This is a genomic window from Cobetia sp. SIMBA_158 (assembly GCF_046566945.1).
Taxonomy (GTDB): domain Bacteria; phylum Pseudomonadota; class Gammaproteobacteria; order Pseudomonadales; family Halomonadaceae; genus Cobetia; species Cobetia amphilecti.
This window is the reverse complement of sequence record NZ_JAWJYL010000007.1, coordinates 160,854-177,574: the sequence shown is the minus strand read 5'-3', so window position 1 is coordinate 177,574 and position 16,721 is coordinate 160,854. Positions and strand designations below refer to the sequence as shown.

Below are 16,721 nucleotides of genomic sequence, written 5' to 3'. Positions count from 1 at the left end.
TGACACCTGCTGGCAAGCCGGCAGGTGTCATTGACGCAACACCGTTCATTCAAGACTTCCTGCACAGAACAACGACAACCCCCGATAACGGAGCGATTCCCATGCTGACCTTTACCCATGACAACGGCGAATTCACCCTTGATGTCCAGCGCGTCGCGATTGCCGGCTGGGCCGGACGCGACCAGGCGGGCGTGCAGCACCATATCGACGAGCTCAAGCTGCTGGGCGTGGCGCCGCCCTCCCAGACCCCGCTGTTCTATCGCGTGACCCGCGAGACCCTGACCCAGGCCTCTCAGGTCGCGATGCTCGGCGGCGAAGGCTCCGGTGAGGTCGAGACCTGTCTGGTCAGCGACGCCGAAGGCACCCTGTGGGTGACGATCGCCTCGGACCACACCGACCGCAAGCTCGAAGCCGTCGGCGTCGCCGAATCCAAGCAGCTGTGCGCCAAGCCGATTGCCCGCCACGCCTGGAAGCTCAGTGAGGTCATCGACCACTGGGACAGCCTCGAGATCGAAAGCGAGATCGAAGACGCCGGCACGACCGTGCGCTATCAGCAGGGCACCCTCGCCGAGCTGCTGCCGGTCGCCACCCTGATGGAGCGCCTGCCGGCCGGCATCGCCAAGGACGGCAGCCTGACCCCCAACAGCGTGCTGCTGTGCGGCACCGTGCCGGCAATCGGTGGCATCCGCCCCAGCCCGAGCTTTACCATGCGCCTGATCGACCCGCAGACCGGTCGTCGCATCGAGCACCGTTACGAGGTGGAAGAACTTGAGGTGGTGGCATGAGTGATGAGAACAAGCGCCTTGAACAGGCGCGTGAATTCTGGGCGCGCCCGCCCCGCCAGCGCAGCTTGACGCAGTTGCTGGAGGCCTATCAGACAGGCAGTTTCGGCCCCGAGCAGACCGCCACGGTGCTTGCCGAGCGCCATCAGGCCCTGGGCGAGAGCGCCAGCCACAGCATCATCAGCCGCGATGATGCAGGCATGAGCGTGCAGGCTGCCGCTCAGCAGCAACTCAAGGCGGCTGCGACGTCGTTGCCGCTGGGAGGGGTTCCGGTCTCGATCAAGGACCTCTTCGACGAGACCGGCATGACGACGCTGGCAGGCTCGCGTGCACTGGCAGGAAGCCAACCAGCCGAACAGGACGCTGTGGCGCTGAGTCGCCTGAAAGCCGCCGGTATCCTGCATGCCGGCCGCACCAGCATGAGTGAATTCGCGTTCTCTGGCCTGGGCCTGAACCCGCATGTCGGCACGCCGCCCAACCCCTTCGACGGCGAGCGCATCACCGGCGGCTCGACCTCCGGCGGCGCCGCCTCCGTCGCCTTCGGACTGGCAGCCGCGACCCTGGGCAGCGATACCGGCGGCTCGCTGCGGATTCCGGCGGCCTTCTGTGGCCTGACCGGCTTCAAGCCGTCACAGGCCAGCGTGCCGGGAGATGGCGCCTTCCCGCTGTCACCCAGCCTGGACTGCATCGGCCCCATCGCGCCCAGCGTCGCCTGCTGTCGCAGCCTGTGGGAAGTCCTGAGCGGTGAGATCGCTGACCCGACGCCGCTCACCCGCCCGCTGACGCTGCTGGTGCCGGAGAGCGAGCTGGTCAGTGAAGTGGACGCCGATGTGGCCGCCGACTTCGCCGCCCTGCTGGAACGGCTCGAGGGGCTGGGGGTTCGCCTCCAGCGTGCGCCGGTCGAGGCCATCGAGGCCGCTTACGCCATCAATCAGCGCGGCGGGCTGGTCATTCCGGAAGCGGCCGCCGTGCATCACGAACTGCTGGCCGCCCACGAAGCCCAGTATGATCCGCTGATCGCCGAACGCCTGAACGGCGGGCGCGACATCACCTCCAGCGAGTATCTGGCACGCCTGTGGCCGCGCACCGCCATCCAGCAACGCTTCGCTCAGCAGGTGCAGGACGTCGATGCGGTGCTGATGCCGACCGTTGCCATGCGTGCCCCGCGTCGTGACCTGCTGGAGCAGGATGGCGCGCTCTTCGCCCAGCTCAACAAGCGCGCGCTGCGCAACACCAGCGTCTTCAACTACCTGGATGCCAGCTCGATCTCGATTCCGGCGCCGGCACCACAGAACGAAGAACCGCTGGGCCTGATGCTGTCGCGCCCTCAGGGTCAGGATGTGGCGCTGCTGCGCGTCGCCCAGGCGCTGGAGACACTGCTCGCGCAATAGTGCTGTGCCGGCTTAGCGCAGCAACGGCTGACCGCAGCAATGGCTGCCACAGCAACGGCTTAGCTCAGCAGCGGCCGAGCGCAAAACGCAAAAGGGGCCTCCAGATGGAGGCCCCTTTTTCATGACGCGGACAGTCTGACTGTCCTCAATGATTGAGAATGATCGCGGTAATGGCACCGCCCGCCACGGCCGCCAGCACATAGCGACCATCGATGTTCAACCAGCGATGCCCCTGCGGCGGCGCAGACAGCTTGTGAGCACGCCAGTCACTCACCCAGTAACGCTTGTTGGAGTAGTAGCTGCGCGGCACATGGTCACCGCGACGCCAGTTGTGTGACTTCTGACCTTGATGCCTGGCCTGCGCCTGATGCTTTTGCTGATTATGACGCTGAGACTGGTCGTAACGCGTCTGCTGCTTTTTCTTCTGATGCCCGTTGCCGTGGCTGTTGTGCTGGTTGCCTTGGCTATTGTGTTGACCGCCACGATTATCGCGGTCGTTGGGCGATGCCTGCGCCAGCGACGCGGTCATCAGGGTGAAGATCATCATCATTACGGTCAGGGTGCGATTGCGCATGTCTGGCCTCCTCGTCGTACTCGGCATCAAGGGATGCCGAGGCTGTGAATCAGGGTCATGAAACGGAGTCATGAGACAGGGTCATGAAACGGGGTCATGAAACAGAGTTAAGAAACAGTGTTAACAAACGGTATGAGAGAACACTATCGCCTCGTGTTCGCCACGGCAAGCCAGCGCGCCAACCTCCACTTTTGCGCACAATTCGCAACGACTTGTCGCCAGTTGACGCATCCTTGTTGCGCAATGACAACATCGAGAAGCAGATATTCGTAATGGCTGATATGGCGCACCATGGCGCGTGGCAAGCATTGATACCTGCGCATTCCATGGTCACAAGGGGGTGGGCGCCCCATCAGAGCGTCGCCAGATGAGGACAGCTTGCATCGGTGATAGTTAATGTCATCGCTACCCGAGGCATCACTGCTCGAGCACGATCTCATCAATGACTTGGCTTTCGGTATTCATCAGCACGAAGGCATCCTTGAGCTGCAGCCAGCGCTGGTTGGCGCCCGGTTCCGAGAGCTTGTGCTGCTGCCAGTTCTCGACCCGAAGGCCATCATCCCGGGCGACTGTGTCCGGCACCTTGCCGCCCCGCTTCCAGACATGTGCCGGCGAAGCCTCTGCCACCGCTTTCTTCTCAGCCAGCTTTTCCTGGTGCTGAATCTTCTTCAATTCCCGCATCTGTTGCGCCTGAACGCGCTGCGCCTTTACCTGACCTTCCAGATCATGATGCTTCTGGCGCAGACGCTCCTCGTCCTTGTCATCATTGCCATCACCCGCCGAGTCAGCCTGCACGAGGCCAGCACCCAGCAACGACAACACCAGGGTCAGTACCGCAAATGACCGCTTCGCCATGTTGGCCTCCTCGGCAGATTGCGTATGCGTGCGATGTGCTGAGTCCAGCTCAGGCCATCCTGCTGACGGCTGGACACCCTGCGTTCCAGATCGCCATTCCCTACCATCAGCTTATCGCGTCAGCGGCGCAATTTGCGGTTGGATAACGCACGATCTACACGCTTTCCTCAAGTCTGGCAGCCACTTGGCGCCAGATATGACCTCCTAGAGCCAAATATGACTTCCAAGAGCCAGATCAGGCCACGGCGCTGCAGGGTGCGGTGGCAAAATCGAGATGCAGATGATTGCCGTCCGGGTCTCGCATGTGCAGTTGCACAAGCCCGCCCCCCGCGAGCGCGATCCGCTGATAGTGCGTACGGGACGCCGCCAGGCGCGCCTCGAATGCCTCGATATCCGTGGCGGCAAGCGAGAAATGCTCAAGCCGGAGACTGGCATCACTGCTGATCGCTGGCAGGCAACCGATGTCGATGAGATGGATGACCGCCACCTCTCCGGCGTAAAGCCAGGCACCGGCGAAGGGGAAATCGGGTCGCGGCCCGCTGTGCAGCCCCAGTACATCGCCATACCACTGGAGCATGGCACTCAGCTGTCCGGTTCGCAGGTTCACATGATCAAGGCGCTGTATGCCCATGACAGGGTTCCATCATTGTATCAGCCACTCGGCACTCACCAGCAGACAAGGTGGCTTGTAAGTGCTGGGTGGCAATGAGAGTGTCTTTCACGAAAAGGAGTGCGACCGGTTGCCCGGCCGCACTCCTTTCACATCACCGCCTCAACAGTGGCTTCGATCAGAAGCCTTCGAGGACGATCTTGCCCTTGGCCTTGCCGCTTTCCAGCAAGGCATGCGCGCGCTTGAGGTTCTCGGCATTGATGGTGCCGAAGGTTTCCGTCGCGGTGGAGGTGATTCTGCCAGTGTCCAGCAGACCCGCCACCTTGGTGAGGATCTCGCCCTGACGCGTGATATCGGCGGTGGTGAACAGTGAACGAGTGAACATCAGCTCCCAATGGATGGAAACGGCCTTGGGCTTGAACGGCACCACATCGAGGGTCTCCGGGTCATCGATCATGCCGAACCGGCCCTGCGGTGCGATCAATTCGGCGACCTGCGGCGCGTAGTGCTCGGAGAAGTTGGTCGAGAACACGAAGGCCGGGGCACCGATGCCCAGCGCCTCGATCTGGGCCGGCAGCGGCTGGCTGTGGTCGATGACGTGATGCGCGCCCAGTGACTTCACCCACTCGCGGGTCTGGGGACGTGACGCCGTGGCGATGATGGTCAGGTCGGTCAGCTCACGCAGCAGCTGGATGGTGATGGAGCCCACGCCACCGGCCCCGCCGATGATCAGGATGGCACGTGCAGCACCCGGCACCGGCTCGGTGACACGCAGACGATCGAACAGCATCTCGAAGCCGGTCAGCGTGGTCAGCGGCAGCGCAGCCGCCTCATGGGCCGCCACGGATTTGGGCGCATGGCCGACGATGCGCTCATCCACCAGGTGGAATTCGCTGTTGGTGCCGGCGCGGGTGAGATCACCGGCATACCAGACCTTGTCGCCCGGGGCGAAGGCCGTGACCTTGTCACCGATGGCGACGACTTCGCCCACGGCGTCCCATCCGATGACGGCAGCTTCGCCTGCGGCCGGCTCGCGGCTCTCACGAATCTTGTAATCCACCGGATTCACCGACACCGCGGCAACCTTGACCAGCAGGTCGTGACCGGTGGCGACCGGTGTCTCGAGTTCGATATCGACCAGGGCGTCGTCACGATCAACGGAACCGGCAGCGTAGTAACCAATGGCTTTCATCAGAGTCTCTCCTAAAGATCATGTCAGTCACGGCAGCGCTGAAAGGCCTTGCCGTGATGCGATGACAGCATGTTAACTCTCTGGCCTTGTCGTAAAAACAGCCCTCACCCGCAAGGTTAATCCGGATAAAGCGGATAATGTATGGCGAGTTTACGTGTTGCGTGCAGGGAGACGCCGACGGGTCATCGGCTTGCGATGCGAGATGCGCCGGCCAGACACAAAAACGACAACGCAGGACGGTCGTGAGACACGTCCTGCGCAGATCACAGGTTAGCAAGGCAGTCCTGGCGCCAAGGCAATGAGCTGCCCAAGGACCAAGGCCCAAGGCCCAAGGCCCAAGGAAGCAAGGGTCAGTTGGCGGGTGTCAGCTTGAGCAGGTAGTAATGCTTGTCACTGCCGTCCACGCCCTGATTGAGTGCCGGATGGGCATTCAACTGGTTGGTGGTGAGGTAGAGACTGCCATCCGGCGCGAAGGCGAAGCCATCCGGCCAGCGCAGACGCTCGTCATCCTGGGCGATCACCGACATGCCCTCCGGCGATGAGAAGGTCAGTGCGTTGTGCTCCGCGTCACCGGCGATGATGCCGCCGCGGCGGCCATCGAAGATGAAGCCATCATTGGGGCGCTTGGGGGCGTAAGGCGTGATGGCGCGAGCCAGTTCCGCCTCAGTGGCAGTGTCATCGGCCAGCTCAGCCGCCGGCAGGCGATAGATCTCACTGCCGTTCACGCCCCCGAAATAGACGACGTCATCTGCCGGATCGAAGGCGATGGCGTTCAAGCCCAGGTACCAGGGCTTCGGCTCACCATTCTTGTCGCCCTTGGCCGCCATCAGATGGCCATTGATGACCATGTCGTGTTCCACCGGCATCAGCCTTTCATCGCTCTGCAGCACGCGACGCGTCTTGCCGCTGGCGATATCCACCACCACGAAAGCCGGTTTCATGCTGGAGGCCGGCGCGGTAAAGGTCATGTCAGCGATATAGATCTTGCCGCGCTGCTCATCGATGACGAAATCCTGCAGGAAGGAGATCGGCAGCACGCTGTCACCGGCAAGCGAAATCACCTTCTTGAGCGAATCACTGCGGGTATCCCAGCCCACCAGCTTGGGCGCAATGTCCTGGCTGCCCATGTCGAGCATCCACACCACGCCCTCACTGTCGGAGTGCACGCCGATGATCGAGGCGATGCCGACCTCGCCCTTTTCCGGGCCATCGGCCCAGTCCAGGTTCGGGAACGGCACACGCTTGCCGTCCTGGGTGATCTCGACCACGCGCAGTGCCGGTGCATCGAGTGGCTGCTGGGACATGATCAAGCGGCCATCCGGCGTGAAGGTGATGTTGCCGGGGCGGGTGTCCGAATATTCGGCGACGGTGGTCAGCGTGCCGTCGCGCAGGGAGGCGGCTTTCGCATTCTGGGGGGTCACGGCCGAGCTGTCAGCGGCCGCCTGCGCGGCGCTGGCGACAGTGGCAACGCCCAGTGAGGCGATGAGAATGGCAGTCTTGAGGCGAGAAAACGGCATGGGGGCTCCTTGCCCGCCGGTTGGCGCTGTGCACCAGGCCGGCAGGGTCGATGATGATGAGATGAAGAGACTGGGCGGTGACGTGGCCATCGCGCGGGGTTTGTCGAGATTCAGGTGAGAAGATTCAGGTGCGATAAATCAGGCGCGGCGACGCAGGTCGTCTTCCAGTTCGCTCAAGCGAGGATTGCCGATGTAGAGCTGGGAGAGGCCCTTGAGGGCCGCGGCGCCGATGCGCAGGCGAGCCTCCTTGCGCACCACCAGCGTGGCGTCATCCAGGGTGCCCAGAAGCCCCTTGGGCTCCTTGAGGGCGCGAATCCGGTAGCGGTGATGCAGGAACTGTGGATGCCACAGCGGCACCACGACCCAACGTCCCTGCGCCACCGCCGCTTCGTAACGATCGAAGCAGTCCGCTTCGCTGCCGGTGCGGAAGACATACCCGGCGGCGTCCAGACCATATTGCTTGATCATCTCGGCCGAGAAGCGACTGATGCCGGCCCCCGGGTTGATGCCCTGGATGATCAGCTCCATCTTGCTGAGCGCCGGTTCCAGCAGCAGGTCCGTGACGCTTGCCACCGCGCTTTGTGGCACGTAATCCGGCACTCCCCAGATGCAATACGGCTCATAGATGACGGCGATCTTGTCGACGTCCTCCAGCATGGGGGCCAGGTAGGTCTCATGACTCGACGGCAACCAGGCGGAGGCCAGAATGTCGACCTCCCCTCGCCCCAGCATCGCGAAGGCCTCTTCGTGGGGAGCAGAGGCGAAGGTCACCTCATGGCCGTGGCTCTCCAGAACACGTGCCACTTCCCGAGCACTGGCCTCATGGAAGGACAACGCGATATGGCCGATACGGATGGGGTCTGTCATGACTGCCTCAATTGGATTGTTGAAGGGGAAAGAAAGCGAGCAGGCCTGCACGGCCGCGGTGGTAAGCCAGGACCCATATCCAGGGCCCTGGCCCGCCTCTCAGTCGAAGGCCGTCATTTCATGCAGGGTGAATTCGCTGACCGCGCCTTCGGTTGCTGCCACATACTCTTCCAGGTGCGGGGCCTGCATGTGCTGCTGCCAGAGTTCCCGCGAGGCCCAATTCTCATGAAAGGTGAAGTGCGCCGGGTTATCGTTGTTCTGGTGCAGGGTGTAGCCAAGGCAGCCTTCCTCGGCACGGGTGATCGGCACCAGTGCCAGAAGCGCTGCCTTGACCTGCTCGATCTGGTCCGGCTTGGCATGGATATTGGCGATGATGGTCAGCTGGGTCATGAAGGACACTCCGTGGCGTGATCGGGAAGCTTGAGTTGCGCAAGCGATGTGGTCATCCTAGCCACAAGCCTCATCCGTATAAATATCCAACTTACGCAAAGATAATTCGGAAAAACCGTACAATGCTGCTGGATAATATCGCCCTGTTCCTGACCATCATCGAGAAAGGCAGCCTGACCGCCGCAGGACGCGAGACGGGGCTGTCGCCCACCACCGTGTCCGAGCGCCTCGCCGCGCTGGAAGCCCATTACGGGGTGGTGCTGCTCAATCGCACCACGCGCGCCATCAGCCTGACCGAAGAAGGCCGGACACTGATGGAAGAAGCTCGCGGCCTGCTCGACAGCGTCTCGGAACTGGAGACCCGCATCCGCCTGGGCGCCCAGACCCTCACCGGCCGCATTCGCGTCAGTGCGCCGAGCGACCTGGGCCGCAATGCCCTGTCACGCGCCATCACCGAATTCCAGCATCTGCACCCCACCATCGAGATAGAACTGCTGCTGTCGGACAGCTACGTGGATATCGTCGGCCAGGGGATCGATCTTGCCCTGCGCTTCGGCACCATCATGGACAGTACGCTGCGCGTGCGGCATCTGGGCCAGAAACGCCGCCTGCTATGCGCCTCCCCCGCCTACCTGGCGCAGCATCCTGCGCCGCTGACGCCGGTGGACCTCAAGCACCACAACTGCCTGGTGATGCGCTTCGGCAAGAGCCTCGACAACGAATGGCGTTTCGGCAGTCACAAGGTGCCGCAGATCGTCACCGTCAGTGGCAACCGGATCGCCAATGACGGCGAACTGGTGCGTCAGTGGTGCCTGGAAGGGTTGGGCATCGCCTTGAAATCGGAAGTCGATGTGAAGGAGGATCTGCGTGCGGGTCGCCTGATCGAGCTGCTGCCGGAACATGCCGCGCCGCCCTCACCGCTGCAGCTGCTGTTTCCGCCGGCGCGCGCCCAACCGCGTCGCGTCCAGGCGTTTGCCCAGCACCTGGTCGAGACCTTCAGCGAATCACTATCGCATCCGCAATAGCCTGAAACGCAAAAGCCCCCGGCAACCAAAGGCTGCGGGGAGCTTTTATCATTCGGGGCACTCAGCTGCCATCGGGCAGCGATGTCATGCCTCAGTGGCGCTCGTTCTTGAGCACGTCGGCGTAGCTCTTCTTCTGGTAACGAGACTGGGTATCGCTCGCCTTGTTGCTGGCACTGGACTTGGCTGACTTGGCCACCTGGCTGGCGTGTGATGTCTTGGTCGATGCCTTGCTGCTTGCCGTGGCCTTGTGGGACTGGGCGGCAGACTTGGCAGACGACTTGGCGCTGTCCTTGGACTGGGAGTACTGAGACTTGGCGCTGTCCTTGTGAGCCTCAAGCGTCGGATTACCGGCCAGTGCCACGGAGGAACCGGCCATGCTGGCCACCATCAGTGCTGCGATCGTCAACTTGCGCATCGTGTCTACCTCGTCATCTTGCATGAATAGCGAGTCCTGGAGGGCGTCCCTCGAGGTTTGTCATGAGCAGACACTAACGTGTTGATATTCAAGCTCGCAATTGTCGATCCCTGACATGACGATTTCTTTCACCTTATCCGAAAGTTGTAGCCATCCCGAGACGAGCGTGTCTCATCTGGCACCTCTCCCACCCTTATCCGCCTCATGGTTTCACCCTGCGCCGCACTCCCCCAAAGCGGTAAAAATTCATCAATGAATAATTGTCTTCATTTCATGGGTGCTATCGCCGGCCGGCGCGTCGATCAGGCTTGACCCAGCGCCAGAAAAACATTGTTATTTACTTGAGAAGAAAATTAAGTCACTGACAGGAAATAACCGAACCACAGCCACGTCAGTGAATGACATTCTTCACATCACAACAACAATGCCTCTCTGCCGACATCGGAGCCCAGAATGCCTCACGCGACCTGCATCTCAGACGATCACTTCATTCTCACCATCAGCTGCCCGGCGACGTCCGGCATCGTGGCGGCCATCACCACCTTCCTGACCACCCATGAGTGCTACATCAGTGAGCTGGCGCAATACGATGATGAGGACAAGGGGCAGTTCTTCTTCCGCGCCCGCTTCCGCTTCAATGAAGGCGTCGAAGGCGATATCGCCCAGATGCGTCAGGCCTTCGAGGACGTGGCGGCTCCCTTCGAGATGCAATGGCAGATCCACGGTGGCCAGGACAAGATGCCGGTGCTGATCATGGTCTCCAAGTTCGACCACTGCCTGGACGACCTGCTCTATCACTACCGCAAGGGTGAGCTGGACATGCGGATCACCGCGGTGGTCTCCAATCACCTCGACCTGCGCCCGATGGTCGAGCGCGAAGGCATCCGCTTCGTCTACCTGCCGATCACCAAGGACACCAAGGCGCGCCAGGAAGCGGCCTTGATGGACATCGTCGACGAGACCGGCACTCAGCTGGTGGTGCTGGCGCGCTACATGCAGATTCTCTCCGATGAGCTGTGCCAGAAGCTGGCCGGGCGCGCCATCAACATCCACCACTCCTTCCTGCCGGGCTTCAAGGGCGCCAAGCCCTATCACCAGGCCCATGCCCGCGGGGTCAAGCTGATCGGGGCCACCGCTCACTACGTCACAGCGGATCTCGACGAAGGGCCGATCATCGATCAGGCCGTACAGCGGGTCGAACACAACTTTGCCCCGGAAGATCTGGTCGCAGCGGGCCGCAATACCGAGACCCAGGCACTGACCAATGCCGTGCGTTATCACATCGAACACCGCGTCTTCCTCGCCAATGATCGCACCGTGATCTTCAAGTAAGTCTTCAAGCAAGGCGTCAAACAAGTCTTCAAGCAAGGCGTTAGATAAGTCTTCAAGCAAGGCGTCACACAAGCCTTCAAGACAGACCACGTGTGAATCATCGGCCGTCACCCAAGGGAGGAAGCGCAGTCATGAATACCCAAGCGACACCCACCGCGAGCGCGGACGAGACACTCGCACAGCCCACCGCCGCCGTGATCGATGGCAAGGCCGCCTCGGCGCGACTGCTCAAGGAAGTCACGGCAGAGGTCGCAAGCCTCGCGCAACAGGGCGTGATACCGGGGCTTGCCGTCGTGCTGGTCGGCGAAGACCCGGCAAGCCAGGTGTATGTACGCAACAAGCTCAAGCGCACCGTCGAGTGTGGCATGCAGTCCTTCGAGCACGTGCTGCCCAGCGAGACCCGCGAAGCCGAGCTGCTGGCCCTGGTCGCCAGACTCAATGCAGACCCCGAGGTGCATGGCATCCTCGTCCAGCTGCCGCTGCCGGCGCATATCCAGGAAGACGCGGTGCTGGAGGCCATCGACCCCGCCAAGGACGTCGACGGCTTCCATCGCATGAACGTCGGGGCGCTGGTGCAGGGCGCCGATGCCCTGGCGCCCTGCACGCCCACCGGCTGCATGCGCCTGTTGCGCGACACCCTTGCCGAGCGCGGCGGTGACCTTTCCGGGCTGCACGCGGTGATCATCGGCCGCTCCAACATCGTCGGCAAGCCGATGGCCAGTCTGCTGCTCGCCGCCAACTGCAGCGTCACCCAGCTGCACTCGCGCAGCCAGAATCCCGCCGAACTCTGTCGCCAGGCCGATATCGTGGTGGCCGCGGTCGGGCGCCCGAACATGATCAGCGCCGACTGGATCAAGCCCGGCGCCGTGGTCATCGATGTGGGCATCAATCGCATCGCGCAGTCCGCCGAGCAAAGCCCCACCGGCAAGGCACGCACCCGCCTGGTCGGGGACGTGGACTTCGCTGCGGTCAGCAAGATCGCCGGCGCCATCACGCCTGTCCCGGGGGGCGTCGGCCCGATGACCATCGCCTGCCTGCTCGCCAACACCCTGACTGCCGCGCGTCGCCAGTCGGCCTGAACCACTAGAGGTACGTTTGCGCGTACCGGGAGTCACCGATGCCCTTTTCCCTGCTCAAGTACGGCCTGTCCTCCGAGTATCCGGCCGAAGTCGACCTCCCCCCGCCCACGGAGCTGAAGTCCCGCTACGACGTGGTCATCATCGGCGGCGGCGGGCACGGCCTGGCCACCGCCTACTATCTGGCCAAGTATCACGGCATCACCAATATCGCCGTGCTGGAAAAGGCCTACCTGGGCAGTGGCAACACCGCGCGCAACACCGCGGTGATTCGCTCCAACTACCTGACGCCGGAAGGCGTGCGCTTCTACAGCGAATCGGTGCGCATGTTCCAGGGACTGTCCAACGAGTTCGACTACAACATCATGTACTCGGAACGCGGCCAGCTGACCCTCGCGCACACCGATTCCACCGTGCGCGCCTTCCGCCAGCGCGCCGAGGTCAACACCCACTTCGGCGGGCGCACCGAGATGCTGGATCGCCAGCAGATCCGCGAGCTGGTACCGACCCTGAATCTGGACCCCGGCCACCTGCCGGTCATGGCGGGCCTGTGGCACATCGATGGCGCCACCGCGCGGCATGATGCGGTCGCCTGGGGTTACGCCAAGGAGGCCGCCAAGCGCGGCGTCGAGATCCACCAGCTCACCGAGGTGCAGGACCTCGTGGTCGAAGGCGGCAAGATTCGCGCCGTGAAGACCAATCGCGGCACCGTGCAGTGCGGCTGCGTGGTGCAGGCGGTGGCCGGGCACAGCTCGGTACTCGCCAGAAAGGCCGGCTTCACCATGCCCATCATCAGCTACCCGCTGCAGGCGATGGTCACCCAGCCATTTAAGCCGTTCCTCGACCCGCTCGTCAGCTCCTCGGCCCTGCACTGCTACGTGCAGCAGACCAGCCGTGGCGAGGTGGTGTTCGGCGGTGGCTCCGACCCCTACCCGCTCTACAACACCCGCTCGACGCTGGACCTCAAGGAAAGCCTGATCGCCGCAGCGCTGGAGATGTTCCCCTTCCTGTCCCAGGCCCGCCTGATGCGCCAATGGGCGGGCACGACCGACATGACGCCGGACTACAGCCCGATCATGGGCGAGAGCCCCGTCGAGAATTACTACCTGGATGCCGGCTGGGGCACCTGGGGCTTCAAGGCGACGCCGATCTGCGGCAAGACCATGGCCGAGCTGGTCGCTTCCGGCGGCAAGACTCCGGACCTGATTGCCCCCTTCGCGCTGGAACGCTTCGCGCGCTTCCGTCAGGTCAACGAGATGGGCGCGACTGCCGCCAGCCACTGATGCCTCGCGACGGCTCGACCTACAAGGCTCGATGACTGCCCGGGTATGCGCACCCCACGGTGGATGTACAAGAACAACGGTCAAGGATTTCCGCGATGAAGATCATGCCCTGCCCACTCAATGGGCCCCGAAATATCAGCGAATTCGTGTATGGCGGCGAGCTTGCCGACATGCCAGACCCCGATACCTGCAGTGATCGCGAGTGGGCCGACTACGTCTTCTTCAGCGACAACACCGCCGGTGTCGTCACCGAATGGTGGATGCACGCGGCCTCCAGCTACTGGTTCCTCGCCGAGCGTCACACCGTGACCGACGAGATCCTGCGCACCTTCGACCCCTCCGAGCGCTTCACCCAGCGCGTGGAGTTCCCACTGCACACCACGGATAGCTCGGGAGAACGCGCATGAACGCCAGAGTCCCCATGACCCGAGGCGCACGTCTGCCGGCCCCGATGGGCCGACTGATCGACCGTGACACGCCCGTGACCTTCAGCTTCGACGGCAAGAGCTATCAGGGCTTTGCCGGCGACACCATCGCCAGTGCCCTCGCCGCCAATGGCCGCTGGCTGCTGTCGCGCTCCTTCAAGTATCACCGCCCGCGTGGCGCCCTGACCTTCGCCGGCCAGGACGCCAATACCCTGGTGCAGTTGCCGGATGAGCCCAACGTGCTGGGCGATGAGCGCCAGATCAGCCCGGGGCTTGAAGTCACTGCTCAGAACGTCACTGGCAGCCTGGACAACGACCGCGACATGCGGCTGGGCAAGTTCTCGAAATTCATGCCGGTGGGCTTCTATTACCGCGCCTTCTACAAGCCCAAGGGCGTCTGGAAGTACTGGGAGCCGCTGATTCGTCGCAAGGCCGGGCTCGGCACGCTGAATCTGGACGTGCGCGGCGACTATCACGACAAAGCCTATCTGTTCCATGACGTGGTGGTGGTAGGCGCCGGCCCGGCCGGCATGACGGCCGCGCTTAAGGCGGCCGAGGGTGGCGCGAACGTGCTGCTGGTCGAACAGGGCCGTCTGCTCGGCGGTGCCTTGACCTACGCACGCTTCGATGCCGAAGGACATGAGGCCAGCCAGACGCTTGAGCGTCTTGGCGCGGCCATCACGGCGCATCCGCGCATCGACGTGATGACCGAGGCGACCTGCAATGCCTGGTTCACCGACAACTACCTGCCGGTGATCCGCGGCAAGCGCCTCTACAAGGTGCGGGCCAAGGAGTGCATTCTCGCCAGCGGCGCCTTCGACCAGCCGGTGGTATTTCGCAACAACGACCTGCCGGGCATCATGCTCGCCAGTGCCGCCCAGCGCCTGATGCAGCACTATGGCGTCTTGCCGGGCAAGCAAGGGGTGGTGATCACCGGCAGCGATGATGGCTATCTGGCGGCGCTGGAGCTGATGGAGCACGGCGTCAACATCGTCGCCCTGCTCGACATGCGCGCTCAGCCCGATGATGAAAGTCTGGCCGATGCGGTGCGCCACTGCGGCATCGCCTTGAAGCTCGAGCACGCCATCTTTGAAGCGCAGGCGGAGAAGTCGCTGCATCACGTCACGGGCGTCGAAGTACGCAGGATCGTCGCGCGCGGCGAACTGGCCGCCGAGGGAGAGGTGATTCCCTGTGATCTGGTCTGCATGACGGCGGGCTACATGCCGGTCTATCAGCTGGCCTGCCAGGCGGGTGCCAAGCTCTCCTATCTGGATGACGATGCACGCTTCAGCCTCAGCGGCCTGCCGGCACACCTGCACATGGCGGGCTCTGCCAATGGCCTCTATCACCTCAAGGACGTGATGGCCGATGGCCAGCGTGCCGCCAGATCTGCACTGGCCGGGCTTGCCGCCGCAGGCAAGGTCGTGGATGTCACGATTGAGGCGAATGAGCCGGCGGCCATCACGCCGTCACGTCCCTTCCGTCAGCATGGCTGGCCGCTGTTCGCGCACCCCAAGGGCAAGGAATTCGTCGATCTGGATGAAGACCTGCAGATTCGCGACATCCTCAATGCCACCCGCCACGGCTATCGCGACATCCAGCTGGTCAAGCGCTTCTCGACGCTGGGCATGGGCCCCTCCCAGGGCCGTCATTCGGCACTGCCGGCCGCGCGTCTGGTCGCCGAAGCCACCCAGCGCACCGTCAGCGAAACCGGCGTGACCACCGCGCGCCCGCCCTTCGTGGCCGAACCGCTGCCGTTGCTGGCCGGTCGCAGCTTCGACCCCTACCGCCAGACACCGATGCATCAGCGCCACCGGGATCTGGGCGCCACCATGATGCCGGCCGGCCACTGGGCGCGCCCGGCCTTCTATGGCCGCCCGGAGGAGCGCAATGACGCCATGCAGAACGAGGCATTGGCCGTGCGCAATGGCGTGGGCCTGATCGATGTCTCGACCCTGGGGGGCATCGAGCTGCGCGGGCCGGACGCCGCCGAACTGCTCAACCGCCTCTACACCTTCGCCTTCCTCAAGCAGCCGGTAGGCCGCACGCGTTACGCCACCATGGCCAACGAGCAAGGCGTCATCATCGATGACGGCGTCTCGTGTCGCCTCGGTGAGGAACACTTCTATGTCACCGCCACCACCAGCGGCGTGGACCGGGTCTACCAGCAGATGCTGAAGTGGAATGCCCAGTGGCGGCTGGATGTCGATATCACCAACGTCACCACGGCCTGGTGCGCCGTCAATCTGGCCGGCCCCCTAGCCCGCGAGGTGCTGAGCAAGGTGTGCCGCGATATCGACCTGAGCCCCCAGGCCTTCCCCTATCTTGAGCTGCGCACCGGCCACATCGAGACCGAGCTGCTGGGCACCACCGGCAGCATACCGGCACGCCTGCTGCGGGTCGGCTTCGTCGGTGAGCTGGGCTACGAGATCCATGTGCCGAGCCGTTTCGGCGAAGCGCTGTGGGACCTGCTGATGCTCGCAGGCGAGCAGGCCGATATCCGCCCCTTCGGTGTCGAGGCCCAGCGTCTGCTGCGTCTGGAGAAAGGCCACATCATCATTGGTCAGGACACCGATGGCATGAGCCATCCCGGTGAGATCGGCCTTGAGTGGGCAGTCAGCCACAAGAAGCCCTTCTGTGTCGGACGGCGGGCGATCGAGATTCTTGCCGCCCAGCCCCAGACCCGCAAGCTAGTCGGCTTCATGCTGCCCAAGGACAGCCCGCAACCGCTGGAAGGTCAGCTGGTGCTCAGCGGAGGTGAACAGAGCGCAGACGCCGCCAAGCCCGGCGGCGACATCACCGGCAACGTGACCTCGTGCGAGTACAGCGCGACGCTGGGTGCCATCATCGGCCTGGCCTACGCCGGACTCGACAGCAGTACGCCCGGCAGCAAGATCACCATCCGCACGCAGGGCGACGTACTGGTCCAGGCCGACGTCGTCGCATTGCCCTTCTTCGATCCCGAGTCTGCCCGCCAGGAGCTGTGA

Annotated in this window: 16 protein-coding genes; 8 read left to right on the top strand and 8 right to left on the bottom strand. The window is 63.2% G+C overall.

What is annotated here, in order from left to right; all coding sequences use genetic code 11:
• The first annotated feature begins 101 nt into the window (after positions 1-101).
• Both R2R70_RS12515 and R2R70_RS12510 read left to right on the top strand, forming a co-directional pair.
• Positions 102-785 (top strand): DUF2848 domain-containing protein, encoded by a 684-nt coding sequence (locus tag R2R70_RS12515; protein ID WP_410978168.1) that lies wholly within the window; start codon positions 102-104, stop codon positions 783-785.
• Positions 782-2,173, top strand: a complete 1,392-nt coding sequence (locus R2R70_RS12510) for an amidase family protein (RefSeq protein ID WP_410978167.1) — start codon at positions 782-784, stop codon at positions 2,171-2,173. Before R2R70_RS12515 ends, R2R70_RS12510 begins: the two co-directional genes overlap by 4 nt.
• 145 nt (positions 2,174-2,318) lie before the next feature.
• On the opposite strand, the gene R2R70_RS12505 is transcribed toward R2R70_RS12510, so the two are convergent.
• The 7 genes from R2R70_RS12505 to R2R70_RS12475 form a co-directional block, all read right to left on the bottom strand.
• Positions 2,319-2,747, bottom strand: coding sequence for an RcnB family protein (locus tag R2R70_RS12505; RefSeq protein WP_410978166.1), 429 nt, complete (start codon positions 2,745-2,747; stop codon positions 2,319-2,321).
• Between the two features lie 417 nt (positions 2,748-3,164).
• On the bottom strand, positions 3,165-3,602 hold the full coding sequence (locus R2R70_RS12500; RefSeq protein ID WP_410978165.1) for an RcnB family protein: 438 nt from the start codon (positions 3,600-3,602) through the stop codon (positions 3,165-3,167).
• A 235-nt stretch (positions 3,603-3,837) separates the two neighbouring features.
• Complete coding sequence (locus tag R2R70_RS12495; RefSeq protein WP_054555976.1) at positions 3,838-4,233, bottom strand: VOC family protein; 396 nt, start codon at positions 4,231-4,233, stop codon at positions 3,838-3,840.
• Positions 4,234-4,390: 157 nt separating this feature from the next.
• The gene (locus tag R2R70_RS12490) at positions 4,391-5,404 is read right to left on the bottom strand and encodes a zinc-binding alcohol dehydrogenase family protein (protein ID WP_107334950.1); all 1,014 of its coding nucleotides are present in this window, start codon (positions 5,402-5,404) and stop codon (positions 4,391-4,393) included.
• 350 nt (positions 5,405-5,754) lie between these two features.
• Positions 5,755-6,921, bottom strand: coding sequence for an L-dopachrome tautomerase-related protein (locus R2R70_RS12485; RefSeq protein WP_410978164.1), 1,167 nt, complete (start codon positions 6,919-6,921; stop codon positions 5,755-5,757).
• A gap of 138 nt (positions 6,922-7,059) precedes the next feature.
• Positions 7,060-7,788, bottom strand: coding sequence for a glycine betaine ABC transporter substrate-binding protein (locus R2R70_RS12480; RefSeq protein ID WP_410978163.1), 729 nt, complete (start codon positions 7,786-7,788; stop codon positions 7,060-7,062).
• 99 nt (positions 7,789-7,887) lie between these two features.
• Positions 7,888-8,178, bottom strand: a complete 291-nt coding sequence (locus tag R2R70_RS12475) for a putative quinol monooxygenase (RefSeq protein WP_043332148.1) — start codon at positions 8,176-8,178, stop codon at positions 7,888-7,890.
• A gap of 122 nt (positions 8,179-8,300) precedes the next feature.
• Between R2R70_RS12475 and R2R70_RS12470 the strand changes: the two genes are divergently transcribed.
• Entirely contained in the window at positions 8,301-9,203 is a 903-nt protein-coding gene (locus R2R70_RS12470; protein WP_043332149.1) for a LysR family transcriptional regulator, read from the top strand.
• Positions 9,204-9,294: 91 nt separating this feature from the next.
• Here the strand turns inward: R2R70_RS12470 and R2R70_RS12465 are convergent, their stop codons facing one another.
• Positions 9,295-9,618: a hypothetical protein gene (locus tag R2R70_RS12465; RefSeq protein WP_410978162.1), complete on the bottom strand. Its 324-nt coding sequence runs from the start codon at positions 9,616-9,618 to the stop codon at positions 9,295-9,297.
• A gap of 453 nt (positions 9,619-10,071) precedes the next feature.
• Here R2R70_RS12465 and purU point away from each other — a divergent pair, with 453 nt between their 5' ends.
• From purU to R2R70_RS12440, 5 genes are all read left to right on the top strand, one after another.
• Positions 10,072-10,950, top strand: a complete 879-nt coding sequence (gene purU / locus R2R70_RS12460) for a formyltetrahydrofolate deformylase (protein ID WP_107334956.1) — start codon at positions 10,072-10,074, stop codon at positions 10,948-10,950.
• 131 nt (positions 10,951-11,081) lie between these two features.
• Positions 11,082-12,029: a bifunctional methylenetetrahydrofolate dehydrogenase/methenyltetrahydrofolate cyclohydrolase FolD gene (gene folD / locus R2R70_RS12455; RefSeq protein WP_410978161.1), complete on the top strand. Its 948-nt coding sequence runs from the start codon at positions 11,082-11,084 to the stop codon at positions 12,027-12,029.
• Positions 12,030-12,067: 38 nt separating this feature from the next.
• Positions 12,068-13,309 (top strand): FAD-dependent oxidoreductase, encoded by a 1,242-nt coding sequence (locus tag R2R70_RS12450; RefSeq protein WP_192838123.1) that lies wholly within the window; start codon positions 12,068-12,070, stop codon positions 13,307-13,309.
• A 95-nt stretch (positions 13,310-13,404) separates the two neighbouring features.
• The gene (locus R2R70_RS12445; protein ID WP_054555966.1) at positions 13,405-13,716 is read left to right on the top strand and encodes a sarcosine oxidase subunit delta; all 312 of its coding nucleotides are present in this window, start codon (positions 13,405-13,407) and stop codon (positions 13,714-13,716) included.
• On the top strand, positions 13,713-16,721 hold the full coding sequence (locus R2R70_RS12440; RefSeq protein WP_410978160.1) for a 2Fe-2S iron-sulfur cluster-binding protein: 3,009 nt from the start codon (positions 13,713-13,715) through the stop codon (positions 16,719-16,721). The genes R2R70_RS12445 and R2R70_RS12440 overlap by 4 nt, the downstream gene beginning before the upstream one ends.

Excerpts from the sequence above, each read along its gene's own strand:
- R2R70_RS12470 (WP_043332149.1), top strand. The coding sequence starts at position 8,301 with ATGCTGCTGGATAATATCGCCCTGTTCCTGACCATCATCGAGAAAGGC.
- purU (WP_107334956.1), top strand. The coding sequence starts at position 10,072 with ATGCCTCACGCGACCTGCATCTCAGACGATCACTTCATTCTCACCATC.
- R2R70_RS12485 (WP_410978164.1), bottom strand. The coding sequence starts at position 6,921 with ATGCCGTTTTCTCGCCTCAAGACTGCCATTCTCATCGCCTCACTGGGC.
- R2R70_RS12495 (WP_054555976.1), bottom strand. The coding sequence starts at position 4,233 with ATGGGCATACAGCGCCTTGATCATGTGAACCTGCGAACCGGACAGCTG.
- R2R70_RS12500 (WP_410978165.1), bottom strand. The coding sequence starts at position 3,602 with ATGGCGAAGCGGTCATTTGCGGTACTGACCCTGGTGTTGTCGTTGCTG.
- R2R70_RS12450 (WP_192838123.1), top strand. The coding sequence starts at position 12,068 with ATGCCCTTTTCCCTGCTCAAGTACGGCCTGTCCTCCGAGTATCCGGCC.
- R2R70_RS12440 (WP_410978160.1), top strand. The coding sequence starts at position 13,713 with ATGAACGCCAGAGTCCCCATGACCCGAGGCGCACGTCTGCCGGCCCCG.
- R2R70_RS12445 (WP_054555966.1), top strand. The coding sequence starts at position 13,405 with ATGAAGATCATGCCCTGCCCACTCAATGGGCCCCGAAATATCAGCGAA.
- R2R70_RS12475 (WP_043332148.1), bottom strand. The coding sequence starts at position 8,178 with ATGACCCAGCTGACCATCATCGCCAATATCCATGCCAAGCCGGACCAG.
- R2R70_RS12465 (WP_410978162.1), bottom strand. The coding sequence starts at position 9,618 with ATGCGCAAGTTGACGATCGCAGCACTGATGGTGGCCAGCATGGCCGGT.
- folD (WP_410978161.1), top strand. The coding sequence starts at position 11,082 with ATGAATACCCAAGCGACACCCACCGCGAGCGCGGACGAGACACTCGCA.
- R2R70_RS12480 (WP_410978163.1), bottom strand. The coding sequence starts at position 7,788 with ATGACAGACCCCATCCGTATCGGCCATATCGCGTTGTCCTTCCATGAG.
- R2R70_RS12490 (WP_107334950.1), bottom strand. The coding sequence starts at position 5,404 with ATGAAAGCCATTGGTTACTACGCTGCCGGTTCCGTTGATCGTGACGAC.
- R2R70_RS12515 (WP_410978168.1), top strand. The coding sequence starts at position 102 with ATGCTGACCTTTACCCATGACAACGGCGAATTCACCCTTGATGTCCAG.
- R2R70_RS12510 (WP_410978167.1), top strand. The coding sequence starts at position 782 with ATGAGTGATGAGAACAAGCGCCTTGAACAGGCGCGTGAATTCTGGGCG.
- R2R70_RS12505 (WP_410978166.1), bottom strand. The coding sequence starts at position 2,747 with ATGCGCAATCGCACCCTGACCGTAATGATGATGATCTTCACCCTGATG.